This is a genomic window from Paraglaciecola sp., from assembly GCF_030730205.1.
In the GTDB taxonomy this organism is placed as follows: Bacteria; Pseudomonadota; Gammaproteobacteria; order Enterobacterales; family Alteromonadaceae; genus Paraglaciecola.
In genome coordinates, this window is record NZ_JANQVQ010000001.1 from 1 (window position 1) to 26,254 (window position 26,254).

The following is a 26,254-nucleotide window of genomic DNA, read 5'->3' on the forward strand; positions in this document are numbered from 1 at the left end:
AGTGCTCCCTGGTTTGAATTATTAACATTTTGCCAAGCACAGGGTATTCAACTTTTTGTGCAACTGGGAACATCAGCAAAAAGCGTTAAAGCTGATTTAGATGAGCTGAAACAAGCATACTCTGATGCAGGACCTGTGTATTATTTTGAACATTTGCATTACCCACATTTAGCTTCAGAGTTATATCAGCAAGAACACAGTGACAATTCTAAGAATTGTGCGCTAACACCACAGTTTTTAGCCAGTGCCATCTCCCAGGTTAACCCTAGGACCATTTCACTATCATTAAGCCATAATGAACAAGAATGTTTTAGAAAAAACCTTGCATGGCTTGCCAAAAATCAATCTTCGCTTTATCAAAAATTGCACTCATATCAATGGCAAAACTGGCAACTTGTAATATGGCAGCAGCATTATGCAATGCAAGATAAATGTGGAAAAGTCTTCTCAGTCAGTGCAAACAAAGCGCATCGAGGCACAATAAAACAGTCCTCATTAACACAAGATCCGGTTGTGTTTGACTTTAGCTTACCGGAAAAATTACTTAACACTGCGTTTGCAACGTTATTTAAAAACGTTAAACAATTACAATTGACCATACAAACTGCGTCTGAGCAGAATGCTCACTTTGTTACTGAGCGGATTTTACTGGGTAGTGCTGACTATGAAGCCTGTGGCAAAGCACTAGAAAATTCAGAGTATCTTTTGGTTCTAGAGCCAGATACAGACTTTCTTTACGCGTCACTTTTTACTGTAGCCTGGTACCAATTTAAAGGAGACTTGTATTTTTGCCAGCAGACTGCAGAGGTTGAGCAACGCATTACAGCTCAGTATCAAAGTGGACAACTCCAGCTAACAGATATCTTTATCGATCAACCATATTATGAAAAAACGCTATTCTCTGCTTATCACCTGTTATTAGAAATAGTGCAGTCTTGTAATGGTAAAAGCCATTATTTTGAAAAACAGTTTGCCAGTTTAAACCATTATTACCAAAATATATCCAACGCCACTTACCTAACAAATAAACAAGTTTCAGAACAAGCCCCTATATTCATCGTCGGTAATGGTCCCAGTTTAGACCTACATATTGATTATGTGGTAAAGCATCGAAAAAATCTTATTTTGATTAGCTGTGGTACGGCATTAATAACCCTACATCGTAATGGCCTTACACCCGATTATCACATGGAATTAGAGCGTGGTGCTGACACGCTATTTTATCTAAATAAACTACCCGCTTCGTATCTTAAACATCTGACCTTAATCGGTCCAGCTGATATACACCCAGCAATACTGGCGGTTTTTCAAAAAAATCTCTTAGTATCGGTTGAAAACACAGATGTACATCAGGAGTTTACATCGAATTTCACTCATTTTAGCTTGCTGCAATTAAACTATTCTTACTATACCGTAACCAACTTTGCTGTTGATTTGTTTTTAAGTATAGGCGTTCAAAAACTCTATTTAATAGGCGTCGATTTCGGTTTTAAAAATCAAAATTCTCATCATGCACGAGATTCTGTTTATTTTCAGCAAGACGGTTCTCAACTATATGATTATGAACAAACACATGGTTCTGCTTACGTTATTAACGCAAATTTTGGAGGAGAATGTTTAACTATTTCCAGCTTTGATATGGCGAGAAAATTAATGGGAGAACGTATTGCATTATCACCTGCTCAGCAGGTGTTTAATTGTAATGACGGAGCAGCAATCACTTCAAGCATCCCACTTCGCATACCTAACATTACTTGCACATTGTCAACCACAAATGCTTTCAAACAAGATTTTTTGACATTATTCGTAGAGGCTAATCTTACGATTAAATTTGAAGAACTGACTCAACAATTTAAGGAAAAGGGACAATATTGTGTGAAACAGCTTCTGAGTTGTTTAGATGAAAATATAAATGCGGCGCCTATATATATTGCCTCACTGCAACGCCAAATTCTCAATTCAACAATAGCGAGTAAATTAGATCACAGTTATACACTCTTTGATGGTTCGCTACGTTATTTTGAAATGGTCAGTAGCAGGTTTTATCGATGCCAAGCTGAAACACAAACTAACTTAGCTCTTTGCCAGTTTTGGCGCACTTATCTGCAACATTGTTTATTTCGCTTGAGTTTGTAGGGTTATTAACCTAAAAATTATGCATTTCGATAAAACTCAACCCTTTGTATTTTCAGAAATAGATGACTCTTTATTAAACAAGAAACTTACATCCACTGCACAGTGTTTGAATGGCGCGTTAGTAAAGTCAAGATTGGCTTGCAGTAAGTACTCTCGCCAGATTTCTAACACGTTATTAAACACTTTAAGTTCTTCGAGCTGTTCAAGCGGTTCATTGCTAACTGGCAAGATGCGAGTCATAACACTCAACATATAAATAACACTACCACAAAGTAAATAAAAACCCAGTTTGTTATCAGAATAATAAGCCTCAATAAAAGTTTGCCATTGAGTATCAATCAGCTTTTTCGCGTCCTGGTAATTGTCTACATCAACCAAAAACATAAGCATTTCATCAACCACGCCTGACAAACCGCTATGCTGCATCAAATCAGCAAATACTGCAGTGTGAGATTGTAATTCAGCCGAGTAAAAACACGATGTAAATAGTTCTTCGAAGTTCTTTAAAGATGCTGACTGTTCTATCGACACTAATATATTTTGGGGTCTTAATGGCATTGCTCCTTGGATATAAGCACCATCACTGCAATTATAAATAGCCGTATTTTTATTTAAGTTAGCAATCGTCATTTCTAAAATGCTGCGAGAAAAATCAAATTCAGCTTTTGTTTGCACACAATCTCTAAAATTACCTTTAATTTGTATACCTGCATTAAAAATTTTATCTGCATCCATCACGCCAGCACCATCATTATGATAATAAGCTGAGTGTTTAGAGTGATGTTGCTCAACGCTCAAATACCCTAAATCGATGCCAAAAAGATAGAGATGTTTAAAACCCAAGCTGGTAAAAAAATCTACGGAAAAGTTCGACACTGTAGGGTAAGCATGACTTAAAGCGCTAATATGTATACCTTGCTGCTCTAAATATGATCTGAAAAAATTGGTAGAAGACTCACCGTCTTTATACGCCAAATACACAGCCTTAAATAAACCCGCTGTGTCTGGATGAATCCCATTAACTGACAACAGCGCAATTTTCTTAAGCCACTGAGGATCATCTACTTGGCTGATCCAATTAAAAGTGGCTCTATTCTGTTCAATTTCAGCATGAAAATCAGGGGTAATTCCTAATCGATATAATGAACGTAAAGCAGTACCACAGCTTACAACAATAATGTTTTCACGATGTTCCTTTATGTAAGTATAACTTTCATCAAGGCTTGGCCCGTTTCCTACAATAAATATGGGGATATCTTGTAAGTTTTCCATACCTAATTTTTGTCGTTGCTGCTTTAAAAAATAATGACCACTTTTCATACTATGAAAAGTATGAGCCAAACTAAAGCGCACATGATCAAAGGTCTCCCCCATCGCCACTATAATTTTCAATTGGGAGTAGAGTTTCTCCAAAGCATTTCGCATACCTGGAGTAAGAAACGCTGGAAAAATTTGACTCTTGGCAATACCGTAAGCGCCGGTTTGATAGTATTGGCCCATGATATCTTGGAAATATTCTTCACCAGAGCCACCAATATTAAAATAAATCCGCTGTTTAGACTCTGCAATTTTTGTAAAAAGTGTAGCCCAATCTGTCACGAATAAACTTGCATAGAAAAAATCAAGATTCGGTTCAAATACAAACAGATTTTTGACTTCACGTTTAGATAGCAATATATCAATATGCAGCCCTAACCCAACACCCAAAACGATTAAATTATCAACATCCGTATTCTCATCAAATACACGAGGTTTTAAATTTTTAAATACGGGCTGTAACTTTTTAACCGCTTTGAAATGAACGTAGTTACTCATTTTTTCCAAGCCGCCTTGATTAAGAATGACTTGGTTGTCTAATGGACTATGCAAAAAACGTTCAACCATATGTGCTGATTGCTCAGTCACATCGTCATAAAATAACCCTTTTCGAGTATCACACCAGAGATTAAACTGCCCCTGTATGTCAACTACCCGCCAATCTTTGGGTATATAATCAACAAACACATGATATAAAATCGGATAATATTGCTTTAAGGCGACTAAATTCTTTTCGAATAGAGCAGTTTTAGGAGCATCTTTATATTGTTGATTAGCCAGAATTCCCGAGAAACGCTCCGAGATATAAACGTGATCATCAACATAACCAAGGAATTGTGGTCTTTGACGTAACAATTTCTCTGGTTGACCACTAAAAGCAATCAAATAATTAAATATTTCATCTGAAACGGGATGCGCTAAATGTCGATATAAGTAGCATTTATCGAGATTAGGAAGTAACTGCTGCAACTCTTGTAAATCAGCGGTTATCGTCGCACCGCTGTTACCTAGTTGAAGTGAAATCTGCGTATTTAAAGCTGCGGCAGTCTCATAAATCATTGCCCAATCAGTGGTATGCAATGAAGTGATAAACAAGTCCATGTCGGCTTCATAAATGACTAAAACACTGGGTCTTACTTGCTTAATTAATGGTAAAAGATGCAAACCCAAACCAATACCAAAACTTAAGATAACTGCATTTTCAGACACAGCTGAATGAGACTGGGGCTGCAACGAAGAGGTTAAACTAACAATTGGAGCCGTTTGACAAAAACTGGCCACCTCATCCTTAATCTCTGCTTCTGGATTTTGACTATATAAAACACGACCGCTGGCAATTTCAACAATATTAAGCTGCTGATTTTTAGTTGAAAAAACACAATATCGTTGAGCAGAATATGCATTAATTTTACTATGAATGTCATTATTGAAGTGTTTAAAAAACAGTAAGTTTTTTTGCAGTTCACGATTAAGTTTAATTGCTGCTTGTTGATCATTAATAAATTGAAGATCGGCATCTTCATCAAGAAAATCGCTCATCAAATTTAACATGCAAAAAACTCAGTTAGGTATTCTGGCGGTAATTATGGCTGGCTTTTCGACCTGTGTGAAGTTCTTTCAAATTTGTAACAACTTTGGTGTGTTCTGACAGAATATGTTGTCTTGTTTTATCAAACCAATGATTTAACGTCTGTAACTGCTCTACCGCCAGAGGGTCAGACTTAGCTGCAACAGCTAAGTCTGCAATAGTGCGGTCTAAATTTGAAAGCAAACAACAGATTTCTTGCGGGTCAAAATGTTCAGCAGACAATAATGCTTCTATCTCTGAGACAATGAGATCAATATTGACCGGCGGCAGCTGACTTAACATCAGATCCCTACAACCATTTGTTGGTCTCGCTGTGCTTGCAAACTATAGCCCTTTTCGCGGTCAGCCACTGAAATTTGATCCCAAGCTGATTTAATCGTCACCATTAAAGAAATGACATCGTCAATTTTCTCAATATCAAGGTCTCTACTAGCAATCGTTAAATGATTTAGCATGAAATCATACAATGAAAACAAATTATCTGATAACTCTCCACCCGCATCCATATCAAGTGAACCTTGAAGAGAACTAATAATCGCAATTGCCTTGGCAAGCGTTTGTGCTTTACCTGCAAAATCCTTTCGCTCAATAGCCCCTTTGGCTTTTGCCATATTTTCTAAAGCACCTTGCATCAATAATTGAATTACACGATGCGGATCAGCCACAGCTAAATCATCTTTTACACCAACTGACCTGTAAGCTTTAATACCATAACTCATAGTGACTCCTTAGCTCGAACTATTCGATGAAAACTTAGGAAGGCTAGACAATGCAGCAGTCACACTCGCCTGCTGGCGTTGCATTTGACCTAAAAGAGAGTCTAGTGCAGCGTAACGTTTCCTAAGTGAATCTTCATAACTAGCTATGTATCGGCTGGCGGCTTCAGAAGCTTTAGTATTTTCTTTTAATTGTGACTGCAAAGTATCCTGACGATTAGATAAAATACCACCCGTTTTGGTGTATTCACTTAACAAGGAGTCAAGTTGACTCACTAAACCTGCTTCACCGCCAAATAGCTTTGCTATTTCATCATATTTTTGGTCTAGCGCATTATCAAACCGATTTTTCCCCGTCTCGGTATTAAATTCAGTACTGGTCGAAATTTCTAAATTACCATCTTTATTAAGAGTAATACCCAAGGCATATAAGCTATTTAAACCCTGAGAACTATCAGGAACAGTCGAACCTAAAATACCACGCAGCTGGTTTAATACGTTTCTGGGTAAGGAGTCTCCCGCAAGGGCACCGCTTTCAAGCGTAATAGAGCCATCGGCACCTAAAATACGATTACGTGTCAAATCACTGACTTGAGCAACAAGTGCATTGAAACTGCTAATAAAGCTATTAATATTTGTTTCAGCTGCCGTTTTATCAGTAGCAATATCAAGCTTTGCATTATTGCCGGTTGGCGTAACATTTTTGACTGTTAAGGAAATATCCTGCACAACATCTGTAAATACATTGCTGCTACTATTAAAAACGGTACCATCTACCTCGATTTGTGCATCTCTAGCGGCAGAGGTTAAATTCAGCCCCGCCACAGCACCACTGGGTATAGTAGATAAGGCATCAAGCTCAGCGTTGTCATTACTAATAACCAGGTCATTATTTGTTCCTGTAATATTAGAATTTAATACGAGTTTTGCGCCGGTAGTACCGCCAACATTCAAAATATTAGCGTTAACACCAAAATTCTCCGCTGAATCATTAATTTTTAAACGAAGTTCGTTTAAAGTCATTCCAGCTGTCACTTCTACAGTAAAAGATTTGCCGTCTGCCGTTAAAGTAAGATTACCCGCCGTATTAGATATAACCGCACTGGCATCGGCAAAAGAACCGTCAGTCGTTTCCAAACGACTCCCTTTGGCTAACTGATTCACTTTAATTTCGAAGCTTGAAGCAGCAGCGGTGTTTTTTGCCGTTGCCTCAATAAACGTTTTGTCCGCTTCTGGCTGAGTAATACTAACTGTTCTGGCTTTTAAACTGTCACTTGTAAGTTTTTTTGCCGCATCCAAGAAACCCGATAAAGCGGATTTGAGCTGACCAACACCAGAAAGTGAAGCGTTAAGCGTAGAAGTTGTTTTTTCAATTCGTGAAAACTTGGTTTGGCGCTCGGCGTTTACGAAACTTGACACTAATTCGTCAAGCGGTAAACCTGAAGCTGCACCCAAAAAGTTTATTGATGACATAAACGCCCCCTATGCTTTAACGTTTTCACTCTGATGATACTATACCTGCTTATCAACCAATACACCCAATGACTGTCCCATTTCTTCCTGAAGTTTTTTTATGTCCTGAGCAACCTTTATCAACTCCTCAGAAGGAATTTGTCTGATTAGCTGGTCATTACTTCTGTCCATAACCTTGATTATAGATCTACCTGAAGCTTCATCCACCATAAAACTCAATGAACGCTGTTCAAATATTGCTGCTTTGTTCACAATACTAAGTGCATTTTCAACCTCTGCAGCACTTGGGAGAACTGCATTAACTTTAGCTTCTACAGCAGTTTCTTGCTTAGCCAAAGGCCTAAGCTGCTCGGCATTAGCAGCTTTACTACTAAAATCGGTTTTGTTAGTAATGGATACTGCAGCATTTGTGACTGTATTCATAATATCACCTCAACTGATAAGGCTAGATGAAGGCGCTTGCCTTCATCTGAGCACTTAAGACGTTATTATCCTAATAACGACAACGCGGCTTGTGGACGCTGATTCGCCTGAGCAAGCACGGTTTGGCTTGTTTGCTGCAGAATCTGAGCCCGAGTCAATTCCGCTGTTTCTTTGGCGAAATCGGTATCACGGATCCGTGCACGCGCACCTGACACGTTTTCAGAAACGTTAGTTAAGTTACGAATTGTTGCTTGGAAACGGTTTTGAACCGCACCTAAGTCTGCTCGTTTGCCATCTACTGCAGCTATCGCTTTATCAATGGCAATGATTGCACTACCCGCGTTAGCAGAGTTTGCAACCGTGGTCGCAGCAATCGATAACCCTGCCGCACCCCAACCACCTGTCCGGTTTAAACTTACCGAAATGTATTCATTAGTAGTGCCTTTAGCACCAACTAAAAAGTTAAACGAACCGCCGCCGCTTAACAAAATACGGTCACCAAAACGTGTAGTACTGGCAATACGGCTGATTTCTACTTTTAGTGCTGACACTTCTTTTTGCAGTGCAGCTCTATCGGCAGTGGCATTAATACCATTTTGAGATTGAACAGCCAGTGTACGCATCCGTTGCAATGAAGTAGTAATCTCTTCCATCGCACCTTCAGCAACTTGCGCTAAAGAGATACCATCGTTGGCATTTCGAGCACCTTGATCCAAACCATTAATCTGGCTGGTCAATCGGTTAGAAATCTGCAAACCAGCCGCATCATCAGAAGCACTGTTAATCCGGAAACCAGAAGATAAACGCTTAAACGCGGTATCCAAGGCGCCGCCTGAGTTCATCAACTGACGCTGAGCATTCAGCGATGAGGTGTTAGTATTGACAAATAAAGCCATGAGTCACTCCTTAGTCATCGGCATATATCGCCTTTGACTGTAGTTTAAAGTACGGATAATCCGTTTAGCTGAGCCAAGCTGCAACTTGGCTTAACTTTGTATCGGCGGGCTTTAAATTTACTTTAGGTTTTTTTTAAATTATTTATAAGAATAATACTGCGGCGTTTAGGAAGGATAAAGCCGCCATATGGCGGCTTTATAATAAGCGAGTCACTCCACTGAAGCTTTCCGGCAAGAAGCAAGATTACTGCAATAATCTCGATGCTTCAGCGCGTTACGCTATTAACCTTGTAGTAAACTTAGAGCGCCCTGTGGCCGCTGATTGGCCTGAGCTAAAACCGTTTGGCTAGTTTGCTGTAAAATCTGTGCCCGAGTTAATTCTGCCGTTTCTTTCGCGAAATCCGTATCACGGATCCGAGCACGAGCACCTGACACGTTTTCAGAAACATTCGTTAAGTTACGAATTGTTGCTTGAAACCGGTTTTGCACAGCACCTAAGTCAGCGCGTTTTCCATCCACAGCCGCTATTGCTAAATCTACTGCAGCAATTGCCGATCCCGCATTAGCTGATGTAGCAACCGTGGCGGTATTAACACCTAAACCAACTGAACCCCAACCACTCGTTCTAGACAAACTTACAGAAATATATTCGTTTGTGGTTCCTTTAGCGCCAACTAAAAAGTTGAATGCTTTATTTCCTGTACCATCGAGTAGTAATTGATCACCGAACCGAGTTGTGGCAGCAATCCGACTAATTTCAACTTTCAGTGCTGAAATTTCTTTTTGTAAAGCACCGCGGTCAGCTGTTGCATTGATACCGTTTTGCGATTGAATCGCTAAAGTTCTAATGCGTTGCAGTGAATTTGTAATTTCATCCATTGCGCCTTCAGCAACCTGGGCTAATGAGATACCATCATTAGCATTTCGTGATGCTTGATCCAAGCCATTAATCTGACTAGTTAAACGGTTAGAAATCTGTAAGCCAGCCGCATCATCCGCTGCGCTGTTAATCCGGAAACCTGAAGATAAACGTTTAAATGCAGTATCTAAAGCGTTGCCTGAAGATTGCATCTGACGCTGTGCGTTCAGTGATGAAGTATTGGTGTTTACGAATAAAGCCATGATGTATTCCTCGCTTTTTAACTGTTTAAGGCAATTTGAACTGCGTATTGCCTGTTTCTTGCCGTGTTAAATATGTATCGGCGCAGTGCGAGGAAACTTTAGAATTTTTTTGAGGATTTTAAATCAATATTAATCAATGACTTTAGAGCAGGCATTGCTGCCTGCTCTGGTTTTTAGCGAATATAATCAAATAACGTTGTGGCATTAACTTTAGAAAAAGTCTGTGATGCCGCTTGTAACGCCACTTCTTGGCGTTTAATTTCAGTAAGCGCTGCGGCAAGATCCACTTCAGAGATATCTGCCTTATACTGCTGGTTATTAATTAATAAATCCTCGTTGGTATTAAACACACTGTCGACCACATTTAATCGGCCACCTAGATTAGCTAAAACACTATCAACGTTATTCGCGGTAACCGTGGTTTGCTGCAGAATGTCAGCGAGTCCAGTATTGAGTTCTGCATCCGTTGCTATTGGATTACTTAAAATCTCTATATACTTTTGTAGTGTATTTAGAATATTAGTTTGTTGAGGACTAGAAAGTTCAAAATCTACTTGGGCTGGTAGGGTTGTTGCCGTATCAAATGTAAATTTCGCACCATTAAATACAATAGCTGAACCTGGGGTATATGCACCAGTAACAGCCGGGCTTAATGGGCTGCCATTACGTAAAAATTGATAGTTACCCGTGGCATCAATATCCAGCTGATACTGATTGTTTGCTGCGGTAAGATTATCAAAATTACTTAAATAAAAACTATCAAACGCAGTTTGATCTACAACATCTATAGATGCTCCAGTTGGGGCACTAGTGACTTGTGGTTTAAAACGTTCAAATACGCTATCAAATATAGCTTTACCACTATCATTACTTGGCAAGGTGATTGACTGTGAAACTTGCAAATTACGCGTACCATCATCTCCCTTGAATTGATATTTACCATCAGACGTGAATTCATAAGCAGCCGTCTTATCTTGATAGCCAGCAAAAATAAAACTGCCCTCTGAACTACGCGTGTTCATTAAATCAAATAACTCGGTTTGAATATTTTTTAATTCAAACGCGATGGCTTTACGTTGTTCAATTGTGTAGGTTCCATTACCACTGGCTTGCGCCAGCGTAGAAACACGATCGTAAGATTCTCTCATGCTGGTAAGCACCGTTTCTTGCAGTGCTAAGTTGTTTTTCAACAAAATACTGTTGGTTTGAAATTGTTCAATCTGCGCTTTACTTTGATCCAGGCTTAACACCTTAGCCGCGCCTGCTGGATCGTCGGCGGGAGACAGAATACGTGTTTGTTTGCTCAACTGCGTTTCTGCTTTTGACATACGTTGCTGTGCGTTAAGAATGCCATTCAAGCTTTGTGTAAACTGCATATTAAAAGTTAAACGCATGACTTACCTCACTGACTGTAACAAAGTGTCAAAAATTTCTTGCGAAGTGGCTATAATTTTAGCCGCTGCCGCATAGCTTTGCTGAAAACGAATTAAATCGGCTGCTTCTTCATCTAAATTTACACCGGATAATGACTCATACCAAAGGGTTGTTTGCTCTAAAATAGCAGTATTGGCTTCATCGGCAGTGCGTGCTTGGCGTGTACGTTCACCAATGTTGCCCACCATGATCCCATAACTTTGGTTAAAACTGTACAAATTCACCGCACTACTCTGTTGATCAGGGCTGCGCCGCACCAAAGATTCATTTTGTAAAGCTGACATGGCTAAACCATTACGGTTATCATTGTAGCCGTTGGTATTAAAATCTAAAGTAAAGATATCACCGGGTTTGGGAATGCCCGTAAGACTAAAGTCAAACCCTAGTTGCTCTTTTAGATTTGGTACTGAAGTACTGTTCTCAAACATATTGTTGAAATTATTTGTAGTAAACCGGCTTTCACCAATAACGCCTGTATTATCTGCAATCTCAAATATATGCTCACCAGCAACACTATTAAACCCTTGATACGTTACAGTATAAGGCCCATCCCGAAGGCCATTGCTCAAAAAAGCAGAGTCTGCTGGATTGGTATTGAAAACCGTCACGCCTTCAACTCGACCATTTCCTAAGTTACTGATAAGGTACTCGCCACGTATTGGTCCAGAAAGTGCTACATCTTCTGCCCTTGATGTTGCCATTTGGAGTTCACGCGCCGCAGAACTTAATGGTTTTAAGATAAATTCATCACCTGCAACACCACTAATAGTTAACTTTAAACCAAATAAATCACCATTAGCATCATCTGCGGTAAAGGGGGTTACTGAGGGAAAACCCGTAGCACTGGTTAAAGTTTTCACTTTCGTTAGATCAGGTTGGCCATTGCTGTCTAGATAAGGCTGTCCCATCTCATCTAACGCCGTTACAGTGGCGGTAGTAGCGTCAACTATCTTAACAAGGAAATTATTCGGGGGCAGTTGGTTGGCTTTGCCGGGTTCAATTTCTACAATAACACTACTGTTAGCGCTATTGCTTTTAAACGCTAAACCTTTTGAGCTTGGTAAAGTAAATAAATTCTGGCCAATGGTTCCGTTAAGAGTAAGGCCTAATTTATTCTGTTGGTTCATACTGTCGGCCAGTGTTAACCCTAATTGGCCAAGTTGTTGTTGCGTTGGGTTTAAAACCTGCAACCGATAATCCGTCAATGCGCCCATTTTACCGCCAATGCCTTGGGCACTCAGTGCCACTTTTGCATCAGCATTTTCACGTAAGGTGAGCAAGATTTCACGATCATTAGGATCGGGGTCACCTCGCATGGAAAGTAAATTAAACTGACCACGTTCAACCACGAGCGACTGCCCCGTACCCATAAACACCAGTTTTTCACCTGATTTAGCATCCACTGTTTGAATATCGACAAATTCGGCTAACTTTAAAATAGCCGCGTCACGCTTATCAAGTAAATCTAGAGGAACCGGTCTACCGGCACTAGAACCATAATTGACAATTTCAACATTATAAGCCGCAATCTGACTCACAAAGTCATTTACGTCTTTTACATACACATCTAGTTGCTGATTTAAGAATTGTTCTTGATCTGAAAGAAGCGTGGACATATTGCTAAACTGATCAATAAGCGATTGACTGGTACCCAACACTAACTGTCGATTTGATAACTGGGTGGGGTCATTGTTAGCTGTTTGAATTTGTTGAAACAAATTATTCATGCCCGTTGATATACTGTTGGCGGCATTAGAAAACAACGCATCAACTCGACTCGCTTCCGATAAATACTGTGAGCTATAAGCGGCACTGGTCGTGTCCCGTCGTAGTTGCTTCTGACTAAACTCACTGACTAACCTTTCAGTCGTGCCTTGACCAACACCTAAGCCAAATTGCTGCGACACAAATTCCGTGCGTTGCCGCACATAGCCAGGCGTATTGATATTGGCAATATTGTTACCGGTGGTATTTAGCAAGGTGTTGCTGGATAATACCGCTGTTCTACCAATGTTAAGTAAGCTCATTCATCGCTCCACGCACCCGATCACGGGTATAGGCTATTCTTCGGCTGTTGTTTGAAAATCTTGAGCGTTATTTAATTCTGCTCTGACTTGCTCAAAGGCTGTACTTTTAAATACCGCCATAATTTTTTGGGCATAATTAGGATCGGTGGCATACCCTGCTGCTTGTAATTCACTAAAGTAGGCTGCGGGTTCAGGCGCTGCAGCCACCGCTTGCTGATAGCGCAGGCTATTAGCAATAAAACCCGCATAATCTTGTAAGCTATGTTCGGCAGAATCATACGCCCGGAACTTGGCTTGCTCTTTTCGTGCCACACCTTGTCGGTATTCCAGCGTATCAACAACGGCGGTCTCACCTTGCCAATTACGACTGGCTTTAATACCAAATAAATTATAACTATTGTCACCACTGGCAGTTTTAATAACGCGTTTACCCCAACCAGTTTCAAGTGCGGCTTGGGCAATTAGCGCTAACGGATCTAACCCTAAAGCACCGGCAGCTTTGCGTGCGGCAGGCAGTAAGCTACGAATAAACTCCACCGGTGAATCATTGCGAAGCGCTGACGCGCCTATTACGGCTTGTGGCTCAACATTGCTGGTATTGCTACTACCAGCAATTGCCGCGGCTTGAGCTTGTTCTTGCTTTTGTGCACGCTGTTGTTGCAGTTTGTCTAATAATGGGCTCAGTTGTGATAATTCGCGCCGCCCCGGCTGAGCCATTTCCATTTGCGCTAACTGCTGCATAGATTGCGCTTTTAATAACCCCAGCTCTGGCGCATCTTTAAACAGTTGCACTTGTGGCATATTTAACTCATCAGCACGCGTATCACCAGGTAAACGCAACGCGGAAGCTGAGTGTTTATGCTGGCTGACGGCTTGTGGGTCTAACTGCTGTACTAACAAATCGGCTAAACCCAAGGCACCTTTTTGCGCTAAATCAGATGCCATCTGGTTATCATGCATATCACGATAAAACTCTGTAGTTTGGCTATTCATTAAGCCTTCTGCTTCAAACGCCTTATTCGCTTGGCGCATACTTTTTAGCAGCATATTAAAAAAGATCCCTTCAAACTGCTCAGCCGCTTGGCGCAGCGCACCTTTGCTATCATCTTTAGCCGCACTGCGAATTTGCTGCAGGCTGCTTAAATCATGATAAGAATGTTGCAGTTTACCCGTATCCATTTAGATCACCACCAACTCACCATGAATGGCGCCAGCCTCTTTTAATGCTTCTAAAATGGCCATTAAATCACCTGGCGCCGCGCCAACTGCATTCACTGTGCGCACCAAATCATCAAGTGTGACACCAGGGTCAAATTTAAACATTCTGGAGTTTTCTGGGTTCACATCAATAATGCTGTTTTGTACCACGGCCGTTTCACCACCGGCTAACGCATTAGGTTGAACCACCTGTGGGTTTTCAGCGATGGTAACCGTTAGACCGCCATGAGTGACAGCAGCAGGAAACAAACGCACATCTTTACCAATGACGATGGTGCCAGTGCGAGAATTGATAATAATTTTGGCAGATTGATCTGCAGGTTGAAAGGTCAAGTTTTCTAATACCGACAAGTAACTTACGCGCTGGCTAATATCTCGCGGCGCTCTAACCTGTACCGAAGAGGCATCTAATGAAAAGGCAGTTTCTGGGCCCATAAAACCATTAATCACTTCAGCCAATCTTTTTGCAGTAGTAAAGTCTGGGCGCTTTAAGTTAAACGTAATAAAATCGCCTTTAGCAAAAGGAGACTCTACTTCACGCTCTACTACAGCACCGTTTGGAATGCGGCCCACGGTGGGTGTGTTCACTAAAATACGCGAACCATCTAAACCTTCAGCACCTAAGCCACTGACAATTAAACTGCCCTGCGCTACTGCGTAAACATTGCCATCTAAGCCGGTTAAAAAGGTTTGTAATAAAGTACCGCCACGCAAACTTTTCGCGCTACCTACGGATGATACCGTAATATCAATAGTTTGCCCGGGCTTGGCAAACGCCGGTAACTCGGCATGAATGGCCACTGCTGCCACATTTTTTATTTGTGTGCGCGAACCCGCTGGTAGGTTAATCCCAAAATTAGCCAGCATGGTGCGGAAGCTTTGTTCGGTAAAAGGGCTTTGCTCGCCAGTACCGGGTAAGCCGACCACCAACCCATAACCAACCAATTGGTTACTACGCACCCCTTCAATATCGGTGACATCTTTAATGCGCGCAGCCTGAACAAGATTGCTGCAAACTAGCGTAGATAATAAGCCGAGCATGATCAGAAACCGCATATACTGCTCCTAGAATGGCCAGAATGGACCATTAAAAAACTGGGTTAACCAGCCTGGTGATTGCCCGCCATGATGTGCACCCGTGCCGCTGTATTCGATACGTGCATTGGCAATCTTGGTCGACTCTACCGTGTTATTCACATCGACATCTTGTGGCCGAATAACACCAGTTAAACGGATATATTCTTTACCGGTATTTAATGTCAGCCATTTTTCACCGCGGATCACTAAGTTACCGTTCGACATGACCTGCAACACATTGACCGAGATATCGCCGACTAAGCTATTGCTCTGATCGGCTTTGGCGTCGCCTTTAAAGTCTTGGCTACTGCCCGCGCCAAACTGCAACACATTACCGCCAACCGACACATTGCTTCCGGCAAAATTAATCGGGTCAAAAGCAATGTTGCTGTCTTTAGCCGTTTCTGTTTTGGCTTTTTTCGACGCTTGGGTTTTCTCACGAAGCACAACCGTAATAATGTCACCTTCATGCCGTGCTTTGTTATCGGAATACAAGCTATTAGAATGGCTTTGCATAAACAACGAACCGTTTTTTACCACTGGCCGCGGCGCCGACTCTGGCGGCAAGGGAGCAAAATACGGATCGTTTGGCTGCGCTTCTTGCATAGAAGAACAGGCGGTTAAACTGCTGACCATCAGTATCAATAGGACATTACGCATGAGCTGTACCTGCCTTATAACTGTTGAATAACAAAACCAAGCATCTGATCCACGGTAGAAATGACTTTAGAGTTCATTTCATACACGCGTTGACTTTCAATTAAGCTAACCAACTCTTCTGTGACATTGACATTAGAGGTTTCTAGCGCTCCCTGCACAATAATCCCCAGTCCTTCTAATCCTGGAATGCCTTGCACCGGATCGCCGCTGGCTGGCGTTTGGCTGAATAAGTTTTGGCCAATCGGCTCTAAACCGGCCGGATTAATAAAGTTAGTGACGGTTAACTGACCTAATACCGCATTCTCAACCTGCCCGGCTAAACGAGCGGAGATCTCGCCATCTTGAGACACCATGATATTAGTGGCATCTGGCGGCACCACAATATTGGGCTGCACCTGATACCCGGCACCAGAGGTCACAACATTACCGTCACCATCAACCGTGAATTGGCCATTACGACTATAAGAAATAGTGCCATCAGGCATTAACACTTCAAAAAAACCATGGCCTTGGATCATCAGATCCAAACTGTTCTCTGTAGTGATCATATTGCCTTGAGTAAAGCTTTTTTGCGTCGCAACTACCTTGGTACCGGCACCTATCATTAAACCGTTAGGTAATTCAGAATTTTGTGAAGAACGCCCGCCTGGCTGATTAATGTTTTGATACAGCAAATCTTCAAATACGGCGCGGCTTTTCTTAAAGCCTACAGTACTGGCGTTCGCCAAGTTATTAGAAATAACCGAGATATCACGCTGTTTCGCGTCTAACCCTGTTTTGCTGATCCACAATGCTGGATGCATTTGTACCTCCTGGGCTTACGCCCTATTAACTAAGTGCCAAGCAAGCTGCTGCTGGCTGAAGTAAAACGGTAAAAAGAAAAAAGCCTTAACCTACAATTCGCAGCAATTGATTTTGCTGTTGATCCATTTGCTCAGCTTGCTTCATCATTTTCACTTGTAATTCAAACTGGCGCTGTAAGCTGATCATCGTGGTCATTTCGCCAACCGCATTGACATTACTGCCCTCATAGGCACCGCTAAGCAAATTGACATTCGCACTAGCCTCGGCATCCTGACCATCTTTACGTCGAAACAAGCCATCGTTACCTTTCACAATATCGGCATATTCCGGTTGTACTAGCTTAATTCGCCCTACTTCTTCTAGCGCATTCGCCGGGGCGCCTTGCGCTCTCGCAATCACGGTGCCGTCAGCGCCGATTTCCATCTTCGCTAACGGCACAGGGAGTTGCAGCGGCCCCGCATCCCCCATCACCGGTAAACCGCTGGCGGTCATTAGCATGCCACTGGCACTAATCTGTAAATTACCCGCTCGGGTGTAGGCTTCTTTACCCTCTTTATCTTGCACAGCAAACCAACCGTTACCTTGAATAGCAACGTCTAATTCACGTTCAGTAATAATCATCGCGCCACTGTCAAAGTTTTGACCTGGGCTCTCTGTTAACGAAAACACTCGGGTAGGCAACCCCTCACCGAAGGCCTGCATGGCACGGGCTTGTTCAAAATCGGCTTTAAAACCCACTGTGCCGGCATTTGCCAAGTTATTTGCTCGTACGCTGATGCCATTCATGTTCTCTTTGGCACCGCTCATGGCGATATATAACAGACGATCCATAGTAAACCTCGCAGGGACTTGCTGTTTTTACTTAACGAAACTTTTAATCAACTTATTATATTTAAGCAATAAGAGTGCCAGCTTGATAAAACAGGATTTTTTGATTAAAAAAAAGCCACCCGTAGGTGGCTTGATTTGAATGACAAAGCGTTTACCGGATCTGTAAGATGGTCTGTTGAAGCGTGCTGTTAACTTCCAACGCTCTAGAATTGGCCTGGAAGTTACGCTGCGCGCTGATTAGATCAACTAGCTCCGTTGTAAGGTTTACGTTTGACTGCTCTAACGCGGAGCTTTGAATACTACCAAAGGTACCGGTGTTAGGTTCACCAGCTAACGGCTCGCCAGACGCTAAACTGGCTTTCCAAGACGTTGCTCCCGCTTGGCTTAAGCCTTGCGGATTGGCAAAACGCACCATCGATACTTGCGATAAAAATTGTTGATCGCCATTAGAATAAGATGCCATAATTCTGCCGCCAACATCAATATCCAGCCCAGTTAAACGACCGACTGTAGTACCATTCTGACTTAGTGAGCCCACTTCAAAAGCTGATGCATATTGAGTTGGCGTTCGGGTACCTGCTTCATCGCGAAAACGGATACCAAAATCACCCACGGTTCCAAAATTAGCACCATTATTTAACAAGCCATTTAAATCAAGAGGCGAAATGGTAATATCTTCAAAGTCACCTGGATTTTCACCTGGTGTTCCATCTGACTTAAAAACTAATTGTGAGGTAGCCGAGGGAACAAGAGTTCCATTGAATGTGGTATACACATCCCAGGTATTATTCGCCAAAGGTGCTGTTCTTACAAAATACACACTGAGTATATGTGCCTGACCTAAGCTATCATAAATCGTTGTTGAGGTGGTGCTGTTATAACTGGCTCGGTCAGTTGGCTCAAACGTTGTAATGGTTGGTGGCAATGAACGTGCGTCTAAGTTCATACTAACAAACACATCACGTGTGGCACTGGGCGCACCTGCAGTAGTGGGGATCTGAATTGGCCCAGTTGTACTTAAACTGACAGAGCTAGTTGTACCTGAATCGGAATCCACAGGGTAACCTTGCAAAAAGGCACCATTGTTGTTCACTAAAAAGTTATTTGCATCGAGCTTAAACGCACCGGACCGGGTGTAAGCATAATCTCGAGAGCCCACTTCAGAGGCAGTCACAAAAAAACCGTCTCCCGTCACCGCTAAATCTAATGAGTTATTAGTGAACAATAACGACCCTTGTTGAAACTGCTGTGCAACTGATGATGTTCTGACCCCATCACCCACTTTAGTTCTACCGGCTTGAAATACCGAAGATGCATAAACATCGGCAAATTCAGCTCGAGACTCTTTAAAACCTGTAGTATTAACGTTAGCGATGTTATTTGCTGTGGTATCTAAATCTTTTTGTGCAGCGGCGATACCGCTTAATGCAATATTAAAACTCATATGTTACCTCACCTTAAGCGGTCGTATTAACCATAAGAAACTTCTAACACATCGGCCAATTTCACTGCCCCGATGCCTAATAAATTCAGTGTAATGCCGTTACCGTTGTTGCCCATACTGACACTGGATACAGGGGTATACACTTGTACTGGGGCATTTTCCGTTTTGCCTCTGGCGCTAACTTCAACACTGATGTTATAAAGCCCAGCGGCAACGGTTTCACCCGCTTGGTTCGTACCATCCCAAGCAAACTCATTTTTACCCAATTGCGGTTGATCAACATTAAATGTAGAAACTAACTCACCGTTGGGTTTAGTGATAATCACTTTCATGTTATCAGCTGGTTGTTCAAGGTTTATTTGGCCACGCGAGAGCGACTCACCGGTGAAAACCAATTGTTCAGATTGTGTCAGCACGCTACGCCCTACTAGTGATGAGGCTTGCAAGGCTTGATTGGACGACATGCTTTGCGCCAAGCTACTGAAATTATCATTAAGCTTGGTGATACCATCGGCCATGGTAAAGTTAGTCATCTGTGCGATCATTTGATCATTTTCTACCGGCTTGGTCGGGTCTTGATAAGCTAACTGCTGAGTTAACAAAGCAAAAAAATCTGACTGCGTTAAAGCGCCATTGTTTTTATCGGCAACTTTTTTCTCAGTATCCCAGTACATCCCTTCTAGCGCAGAATTTGTATTAATGGTTGTCATGCGTTACTCCTTAACCCTGACCTAACCGTAAGGTGCGCATTAACATTTGTTTTGCGGCATCTGCGGTTTGTACATTGGTTTCATAGGCTCGAGACGCTGAAATCATATTCGCCATTTCTTCCATAATGTTGACATTAGGCTTGTAAACATAGCCATTTTCATCCGCCAACGGATGATTGGGCGCATATTCCACATTCGGTGGTGCGTCAGACTCGACAATTCCCAGCACTTTAACGCCAGAGCCGGCATCTTGTTGCCGCTGCGCTTGCGCAAACTCGGTGGCAAACACCGGGTGACGACCACGGTAAACCTGATCGATACTACTGCTTACGCTGTTCGCATTGGCAATGTTACTGGCTGTGGTATTCATTCTTACTGACTGGGCGGTCATGCCAGAGCCAGCAATATCAAACACTTTAAATAAGCTCATAATTACTGTCCTGTGCCTGTAAGGGCTTTTTTCAAGCCACTGATCCGACTATTCAAAAATTGTAGGCTGGTCTGGTATTCGATGGCATTTTGCATCATGGCATTACGTTCGCGGTTCATGTCCACGCTGTTACCATCACCGGTATCAGTTTGTTCTGGATTACGAAACTTCACTTCGTGCCGGGTTGCAGTAGAAATGGGGAAATGCCCATCATGCGTCCGCTGCATGGAACGGCTTTGCCGAGATTGGGCGTTCACCAGCGCTTGCTGAAAATCGATGTCTTTAGCTTTATAGCCAGGAGTGTCAGCGTTAGCGACGTTTTCTGACAGCACTTGCGCACGACGATCTCGAACCAGCAACGCTTGTTCGTGCATGCCAAAGGCTTTGTCTAAACTGATTGCCATTTTTTTGCCACCTCATGTTGTAACCTTAGTTTGAGGAAGCAAAAAGCAGGCCAAGATGCAGAGTTAAGATTTCTTGCGGTAAATAATGCCCGGATTACAACGCAGCATGTCAAAGTCTTCATTCATGGTTGACAATGACTCTGAGGCCCCGAGGATTAAGTAACCTTTACTATTTAATGACTGAGCAAACTGTTTGATTATTTTCGCTTTCACTTCAGGAGAAAAGTAAATCAATACGTTGCGACAGAATATGATGTCGAATTTCCCTAGCAGAGTATAACTGTCTAGCAGGTTAAGATGCCGAAAAGTCACTTTTTTACGCACGTTATCTTTAACGCGCATCATGCCATTAGAGGTATCTTCAAAAAACCGCGTGCGTCGCTCAGGTGATAAACCACGCGCTAAAGCTAAGCCGTCGTACTCGGCTCTGGCGCAATGCTCCAGCATTGTATTGGATATATCAGTACCTAAAATATTCACCCCACCAGGAAAGGCATTTGGCCGACTTTGCTGAAACTCTAGCGCGGTCATTGAAATAGAATATGGCTCTTGACCCGATGAGCTAGCCGCTGACCAAATTTTGACGCTGCGGCAAGTTTTTTCCAGCTCCGGCAATAATTGATTCTTTAGTAGCTCGTATGGGTAGTTGTCACGAAACCATAAGGTTTCATTGGTGGTCATAGCGTCAATCACGGCTGAGCGTAACTGCCGTTCAAACGGACTCATGGTTTTGGCAACCAGTTCAGATAAACTGCCATGGCTAAAACGTTGCATTAAGGGGGTTAAACGGCTTTTAACCAAATATTGCTTATTGTCACCCAGCACGATACCGCACTGTTGCTCGAGAAAATCCCGAAATTGCCGATATTCCGATTCTTGTAACTGCTTATTCTGCACGCATAACCCTTACCAATTATTCAACGTGGAGCCATTTTTGCACTGCTTGTGCTAACTCGTCGGGATTAAACTTTGCAATAAAATCCTCAGCCCCCACTTTTTGTACCATTTGCTGATTAAACACGCCACTTAACGAGGTATGTAAAATCACATGTAACTGTCGCAGTTTCACATCAGCTTTCACCGCCGCTGTTAGGGTATAGCCATCCATATCCGGCATTTCGATATCAGAGATCAGTAAACCCACTTTTTCTGTGATCGAATGTTGGCATTGTTCACTTAATTGTTGTAGATAGGTCAGCGCTTCGCGGCCATTTTTGACCAAGTGCATTTTTACACCCAAAGGTTCTAGCGCCCGTTTCACCTGATTACGGGCCACAGTAGAATCATCAGCAATTAAAATAACTCGATCGCCTAAATCAGTTGCAATGCTTTTCGACACCGTTTCATCGTGGATCATTGTCGGTGAGGGTGAAATCTCTTCGAGAATTTTTTCAACATCCAAGATCTCAATTAATTCTTTATCCAGTTCGGTAACAGCCGTTAAATAGCTTTGCTTACCACCAGTGCCTTTTGGCGGAGGCATGATGGTTTCCCAGTTGGTATTAACTATGCGCTCAACTGAACTGACTAAAAAGCCCTGCACCGAGCGGTTATACTCAGAAATAATAATGAACGCAGTGGAAAGATCTTGAATTTCTCGCCCGCCGATAGCCAAACTTAAATCAATGACCGATATGGTTTGGCCACGAATGTGCGCAATACCACGCACAAACTTGTTGCGTTTGGGCATGCTGGTTAAACGCGGACATTGCAATACCTCACGCACTTTAAACACGTTAATACCATAACGCTGGCGTCCAGCAAGCTTAAACAGCAGCAACTCTAATCGATTCTGACCCACAAGTTGGGTGCGCTGGTTGACGGAATCTAGAATACTGGACATCTGGGTTTCCTTACTTCAGCCTTTAGGCGTGATATTTGCATGACTAGTTCAACTGTCAGAAAATCGGCGTCAATACATGATTCAGGTATGTTATAGCCCTTTGTTAGTTAAGCATAGACAAACCCTATGAAAAAGTATGAAAATTTTCGTCATATTACTGCTTTAATTACCTTACTGTGCTTAAGTTTAACGCTTAATGCTTCGGCTTTTGCCGAGCAAAATACCTCAGCAAGCTATAACCCTGAACAATTAACGACCCTGACAGAAAATTGGTTAAAAGACACCTTAGCCAGCGAACTGTCAACAGATACTGAGATAAGCGTGACCCCTTTGGATACTCGGATTGGTGATAAAGAATGTGCTAATGCCCTGCAATTTAGTTTACCGGCAAACTACAATCCACGCCAAACCACCGTGCAATTAAGCTGTGACAGCCCTGTCGCTTGGCAGTTGTTTATATCAGCTAAGATCACCGAGTATCTTGATTTAGTGGTGATGCGGCAAAATATTTCTCCAGGAACGGTTATCACGGCCGATATGCTCGAAATTGAGCGCCGGGAGCGACGCTTAGTTCGGGGTAATATTGTGCAGCAACCGGCTGAGATTATTGGTAGTAAAAATAAACGCAGTCTGAGTGTTGGTCAAATTATCAACCTTCAAGATCTTTGTCTTGTATGCCGGGGTGATATTGTTACAATAGAAATTAATAACAGCGGTTTATCTGTTACTGCCACTGGCGTGGTTCAGCAAGACGGTACCCTAGGTGCTATAGTTACCGTGAGAAACCAGCAATCTGGGCGCAGTATTCAAGCAGAGGTTGTTGGGGTTAATCAAGTTCAAGTGAAATTTTAGAAAATAAACCTAAAGTTTTCTTTGTAGCGGCCGTTAACCTAAGCATAAGGACTAAAGTTTAGGTGAAGAGGTTCTATTATGGCGATTAATATTAATAACTTGCAAAATACTCCGCAGGTTAAAACAGATAAAAACGATCAACTGGTGCAGCGCCAACAAACTACTGTGCAGCAAAATGCCGGTAGTCAGGCAATGCAAAAGCAAGATTCGGTTTCTATTACACCGCAAGCTCAGCAATTTTCTAAATTGCAAGAAAAGGCCAGTAACAGTAGCGGTATCGATCAAGAGAAAGTCGATAAGATTAAACAGGCTATTGCTGAAGGCAAATACAAAATTAACGTTGAGCAGTTAGCTAAGCGTATCATGCAATTTGAGGGCGATTTATTCGACCGCTAATGAATACAGCACAAAGCGCCACCCTCACCTGCCTGAACCAACAACAAGCGCATTTATCTGCGCTTTTGTTGTTGCTAGAACATGAACTTAAAGCGGTTACTGAACGTGATGTACCGCGTTTAAACAACATCATCGAACAAAAAAATACCTTATTGCTACAAATTGAACAAACCGATAAGGCACTTAGCCAATCTGAAGACCTGGCTGAGCAACGCAAACAATCTTGGTTTGATGAGCGTATTGCTGTTTTGGATGATTTATTGGCGCAGTGCAAACAACAAACTGCCGTTAACCAGCAGGTTTTAGAACACAGCCAGTTAACGCTAGGTCGATTAAAGCATGAGATTTTATCGGCGAATGGTAAGACCGGCTTAACCTACACCAACAAAGGCAAACCGGCTGTAGATAGTAAAGGCAGTGGCGTAAAAGCCTGATCCAACCTTACGTATTAAGCAATTATCCGCGCTTAATAGGCCTAGCCATCACCACAAATAACGCACACTGCGAATACTTTGCTTCGGCTCGGTATGCTGCAAGGTTGCATATACTTCGGCAAAATCCAGCGATAGCTCGGTAATATAGGTATCTTCAACCGCATAGGTTTTCACTACCCGCGCACCGCGGATCACACCTTGCACTGACGCTTCTAGCACATCGTTTTGCGCGACCATGGCACTTAAGGTGTTTTTGCTGTCAATTCTTTGACCATAAACCCGCTCAGCTAATTCTCGATAAGCTTCTAATTTGGAAGCACGCATCGCCATTAACATACGCTGGCTGTCACTCGCACCCGGTTGTGCTGATATTGGCGCAGCACCCAGCGCCGTGATCACCGGGAAAGCCAGTGGCGTTTCTTGTTGATATTCAATATGTCTATCAGCCAATTGGCCACAAGCTGCTGTTAATGTTGTAAGGATCACAACTACGCTTAAGCTCTTAATCATAATAACCCATCCTGTCACGGCAGCGGGCGCTGCCTAAGCCAACGCTTTTCTGATATCAAAACTTAAGCAAAATTCACGCCAGTCATTACAAATATCCAGTTCGGCACATTATTTGCTTGTACAGTAGCAATAGATACGTTGTAACGCCGGTGCTAAGCAAACTACCCGATAGGCGTTTACATCTAATCAATACATTCAGACGATGGCAGACTATGAGAATACGCATTCTATCCACCCTCTTGTTCGGGCTTGCCGCTTTAAGCCAAAGCAGTTCGCTTTTCGCCAACTGGTATGAAGCCACCGGGCAAGCCAGTATTGAACGTGGCGATTTAGATAGCGCGCGTCGAGCGGCCATTGAAGATGCACTGCAACGCGCCACCTTATTTGCAGGGGCAAAATTAGAAAGCCACCAACAGGTAGTGCAAGGGATCTTGCAACATCACTCGGTTACACTTAGCACTAGCGCGGAGCTGCGACAAGTACAATTATTGTCAGAAACGCACAGCCAACAACAGGTGTTTATTACGCTAAAAGCCCATATCTTGCCGATGGCCAAAAGCTGTTCGGCTAATTTTCGAAACCCATTATTGGTTACCCAAGTGCATTTAGATGCGCGGCAAGACGCCATTTATGGCCAGTTGTTTGAACTAGGTGAACACAGTACACGACAGCTGTCGCGCCACTTGCGTGACTTTGGCCCAGGCTTAGCATTACAAGTAAGTGACGAACCCATAGCGCAATCTCAATTAACCGCCAATGTTGCCGATCAGTTTTTTGCAGAGGGCCAACAATTTATTTTATTCGCTACTATTCAGGATTTATCACTTGGCGCTAAAACCAGTAAATTTTGGCAAAGCAGCCAACGCGAACGCTTCTTTACTTTAGAAGTGGCGTTGTTTGATACCTATGAGCGACGAGTGCGTTATCAACAAGAATACCGCACCAGCAGTTTTTGGCCAGATCAAGATAACACCACACCCAGTAGCCACAGTGTGGCATTTTGGCGCATGCCCTATGGCCAAAAAATTGATCAAGTGCTTCGTACCGTGGCGCAAGATATTCAAGAACAAACCCAATGCCAGCCGTTGCTTGCACAAATCCGCCAAGTAAAACAACAGCATATTCAGATCGGCTTAGGCAGCAGCCATGGTTTAAAAGTGGGTGATCAGGTTAATTTAATTCAAGTTCAGCGCGATCCGCAGCAAGCCGAACTGCGGCGTTTACTTGATAGCCCCGTGCAACTCACGATTACCGATATTACCCCAGAAGGCGCATGGGCCGCCTCGCCGAGCCAACAATTGTTAAATCATATTCAACCGGGTGATATTGTTAGCTTTCAAAGCCGATAGCCTTTATCAAGGCCGCTTTCTGAGTTATGAAACAACAGCGTAAGCGGTCGCAAGGTAATATTCACTTCAAGGTCTTATTCTGCTAGACTCTGCGCCCTGTTGCCTCATAGTTAAATGGATATAACGGCCCCCTCCTAAGGGGCAGTTGCAGGTTCGATTC

The 26,254-nt window shown here is 42.6% G+C and carries 26 protein-coding genes; 5 read left to right on the plus strand and 21 right to left on the minus strand.

What is annotated here, in order from left to right; genetic code table 11:
• Window positions 1-2,136, plus strand: a 2,136-nt coding sequence (locus NWQ57_RS00005; RefSeq protein ID WP_306019843.1) for a motility associated factor glycosyltransferase family protein, incomplete at its 5' end; no start/stop codon positions are given.
• Window positions 2,137-2,172: 36 nt separating this feature from the next.
• Here NWQ57_RS00005 and NWQ57_RS00010 read toward each other — a convergent pair.
• From NWQ57_RS00010 to NWQ57_RS00105, 20 genes are all read right to left on the minus strand, one after another.
• Window positions 2,173-5,004 carry a 6-hydroxymethylpterin diphosphokinase MptE-like protein gene (locus NWQ57_RS00010; RefSeq protein WP_306019844.1) on the minus strand — a complete coding sequence of 944 codons (2,832 nt, stop codon included), beginning with the start codon at window positions 5,002-5,004 and terminating at the stop codon, window positions 2,173-2,175.
• A gap of 13 nt (window positions 5,005-5,017) precedes the next feature.
• The gene (locus NWQ57_RS00015; protein ID WP_306019846.1) at window positions 5,018-5,323 is read right to left on the minus strand and encodes a hypothetical protein; all 306 of its coding nucleotides are present in this window, start codon (window positions 5,321-5,323) and stop codon (window positions 5,018-5,020) included.
• Window positions 5,323-5,760, minus strand: coding sequence for a flagellar export chaperone FliS (gene fliS / locus NWQ57_RS00020; protein ID WP_306019847.1), 438 nt, complete (start codon window positions 5,758-5,760; stop codon window positions 5,323-5,325). The genes NWQ57_RS00015 and fliS overlap by 1 nt, the downstream gene beginning before the upstream one ends.
• Window positions 5,761-5,769: 9 nt before the next feature.
• Window positions 5,770-7,230: a flagellar filament capping protein FliD gene (fliD, locus tag NWQ57_RS00025; protein ID WP_306019848.1), complete on the minus strand. Its 1,461-nt coding sequence runs from the start codon at window positions 7,228-7,230 to the stop codon at window positions 5,770-5,772.
• 39 nt (window positions 7,231-7,269) lie between these two features.
• A complete protein-coding gene (locus NWQ57_RS00030) occupies window positions 7,270-7,653 on the minus strand; it encodes a flagellar protein FlaG (RefSeq protein WP_306019849.1) in 384 nt (127 codons plus the stop codon).
• Between the two features lie 65 nt (window positions 7,654-7,718).
• Window positions 7,719-8,549: a flagellin gene (locus NWQ57_RS00035; RefSeq protein ID WP_306019850.1), complete on the minus strand. Its 831-nt coding sequence runs from the start codon at window positions 8,547-8,549 to the stop codon at window positions 7,719-7,721.
• 282 nt (window positions 8,550-8,831) lie between these two features.
• Window positions 8,832-9,671 (minus strand): flagellin, encoded by an 840-nt coding sequence (locus NWQ57_RS00040; RefSeq protein ID WP_226751804.1) that lies wholly within the window; start codon window positions 9,669-9,671, stop codon window positions 8,832-8,834.
• A gap of 173 nt (window positions 9,672-9,844) precedes the next feature.
• Complete coding sequence (gene flgL, locus NWQ57_RS00045) at window positions 9,845-11,065, minus strand: flagellar hook-associated protein FlgL (protein ID WP_255654629.1); 1,221 nt, start codon at window positions 11,063-11,065, stop codon at window positions 9,845-9,847.
• A gap of 3 nt (window positions 11,066-11,068) precedes the next feature.
• Window positions 11,069-13,132, minus strand: a complete 2,064-nt coding sequence (gene flgK / locus NWQ57_RS00050; RefSeq protein WP_226751803.1) for a flagellar hook-associated protein FlgK — start codon at window positions 13,130-13,132, stop codon at window positions 11,069-11,071.
• 33 nt (window positions 13,133-13,165) lie between these two features.
• Entirely contained in the window at window positions 13,166-14,311 is a 1,146-nt protein-coding gene (gene flgJ, locus NWQ57_RS00055; RefSeq protein WP_306019853.1) for a flagellar assembly peptidoglycan hydrolase FlgJ, read from the minus strand.
• The gene (locus NWQ57_RS00060) at window positions 14,312-15,406 is read right to left on the minus strand and encodes a flagellar basal body P-ring protein FlgI (RefSeq protein ID WP_371930729.1); all 1,095 of its coding nucleotides are present in this window, start codon (window positions 15,404-15,406) and stop codon (window positions 14,312-14,314) included.
• Between the two features lie 9 nt (window positions 15,407-15,415).
• Window positions 15,416-16,087 carry a flagellar basal body L-ring protein FlgH gene (flgH, locus tag NWQ57_RS00065; protein WP_226751801.1) on the minus strand — a complete coding sequence of 224 codons (672 nt, stop codon included), beginning with the start codon at window positions 16,085-16,087 and terminating at the stop codon, window positions 15,416-15,418.
• A 14-nt stretch (window positions 16,088-16,101) separates the two neighbouring features.
• The gene (flgG, locus tag NWQ57_RS00070; RefSeq protein ID WP_226751800.1) at window positions 16,102-16,890 is read right to left on the minus strand and encodes a flagellar basal-body rod protein FlgG; all 789 of its coding nucleotides are present in this window, start codon (window positions 16,888-16,890) and stop codon (window positions 16,102-16,104) included.
• 85 nt (window positions 16,891-16,975) lie between these two features.
• Complete coding sequence (locus NWQ57_RS00075) at window positions 16,976-17,722, minus strand: flagellar basal body rod protein FlgF (protein ID WP_226751799.1); 747 nt, start codon at window positions 17,720-17,722, stop codon at window positions 16,976-16,978.
• Between the two features lie 151 nt (window positions 17,723-17,873).
• Window positions 17,874-19,166, minus strand: a complete 1,293-nt coding sequence (flgE, locus tag NWQ57_RS00080; RefSeq protein ID WP_306019854.1) for a flagellar hook protein FlgE — start codon at window positions 19,164-19,166, stop codon at window positions 17,874-17,876.
• Window positions 19,167-19,192: 26 nt separating this feature from the next.
• The gene (locus tag NWQ57_RS00085) at window positions 19,193-19,876 is read right to left on the minus strand and encodes a flagellar hook assembly protein FlgD (RefSeq protein ID WP_306019856.1); all 684 of its coding nucleotides are present in this window, start codon (window positions 19,874-19,876) and stop codon (window positions 19,193-19,195) included.
• 10 nt (window positions 19,877-19,886) lie between these two features.
• A complete protein-coding gene (flgC, locus tag NWQ57_RS00090; protein WP_226751796.1) occupies window positions 19,887-20,306 on the minus strand; it encodes a flagellar basal body rod protein FlgC in 420 nt (139 codons plus the stop codon).
• Between the two features lie 2 nt (window positions 20,307-20,308).
• Window positions 20,309-20,710, minus strand: coding sequence for a flagellar basal body rod protein FlgB (gene flgB, locus NWQ57_RS00095; protein ID WP_226751795.1), 402 nt, complete (start codon window positions 20,708-20,710; stop codon window positions 20,309-20,311).
• A 63-nt stretch (window positions 20,711-20,773) separates the two neighbouring features.
• A complete protein-coding gene (locus NWQ57_RS00100) occupies window positions 20,774-21,607 on the minus strand; it encodes a protein-glutamate O-methyltransferase CheR (protein WP_306019859.1) in 834 nt (277 codons plus the stop codon).
• Window positions 21,608-21,623: 16 nt separating this feature from the next.
• Window positions 21,624-22,553 carry a chemotaxis protein gene (locus NWQ57_RS00105; protein ID WP_226751793.1) on the minus strand — a complete coding sequence of 310 codons (930 nt, stop codon included), beginning with the start codon at window positions 22,551-22,553 and terminating at the stop codon, window positions 21,624-21,626.
• 126 nt (window positions 22,554-22,679) lie between these two features.
• Here NWQ57_RS00105 and flgA point away from each other — a divergent pair, with 126 nt between their 5' ends.
• From flgA to flgN, 3 genes are all read left to right on the plus strand, one after another.
• Complete coding sequence (gene flgA, locus NWQ57_RS00110; protein WP_306019862.1) at window positions 22,680-23,405, plus strand: flagellar basal body P-ring formation chaperone FlgA; 726 nt, start codon at window positions 22,680-22,682, stop codon at window positions 23,403-23,405.
• A 78-nt stretch (window positions 23,406-23,483) separates the two neighbouring features.
• The gene (flgM, locus tag NWQ57_RS00115; RefSeq protein ID WP_306019864.1) at window positions 23,484-23,801 is read left to right on the plus strand and encodes a flagellar biosynthesis anti-sigma factor FlgM; all 318 of its coding nucleotides are present in this window, start codon (window positions 23,484-23,486) and stop codon (window positions 23,799-23,801) included.
• Window positions 23,801-24,235, plus strand: coding sequence for a flagellar export chaperone FlgN (flgN, locus tag NWQ57_RS00120; RefSeq protein WP_306019865.1), 435 nt, complete (start codon window positions 23,801-23,803; stop codon window positions 24,233-24,235). Before flgM ends, flgN begins: the two co-directional genes overlap by 1 nt.
• A gap of 48 nt (window positions 24,236-24,283) precedes the next feature.
• Here the strand turns inward: flgN and NWQ57_RS00125 are convergent, their stop codons facing one another.
• Window positions 24,284-24,745 carry an LPP20 family lipoprotein gene (locus NWQ57_RS00125; RefSeq protein ID WP_226751789.1) on the minus strand — a complete coding sequence of 154 codons (462 nt, stop codon included), beginning with the start codon at window positions 24,743-24,745 and terminating at the stop codon, window positions 24,284-24,286.
• Between the two features lie 212 nt (window positions 24,746-24,957).
• Between NWQ57_RS00125 and NWQ57_RS00130 the strand changes: the two genes are divergently transcribed.
• Window positions 24,958-26,094, plus strand: a complete 1,137-nt coding sequence (locus NWQ57_RS00130) for a flagellar assembly protein T N-terminal domain-containing protein (RefSeq protein ID WP_306019866.1) — start codon at window positions 24,958-24,960, stop codon at window positions 26,092-26,094.
• The last annotated feature ends 160 nt before the right edge of the window (window positions 26,095-26,254 follow it).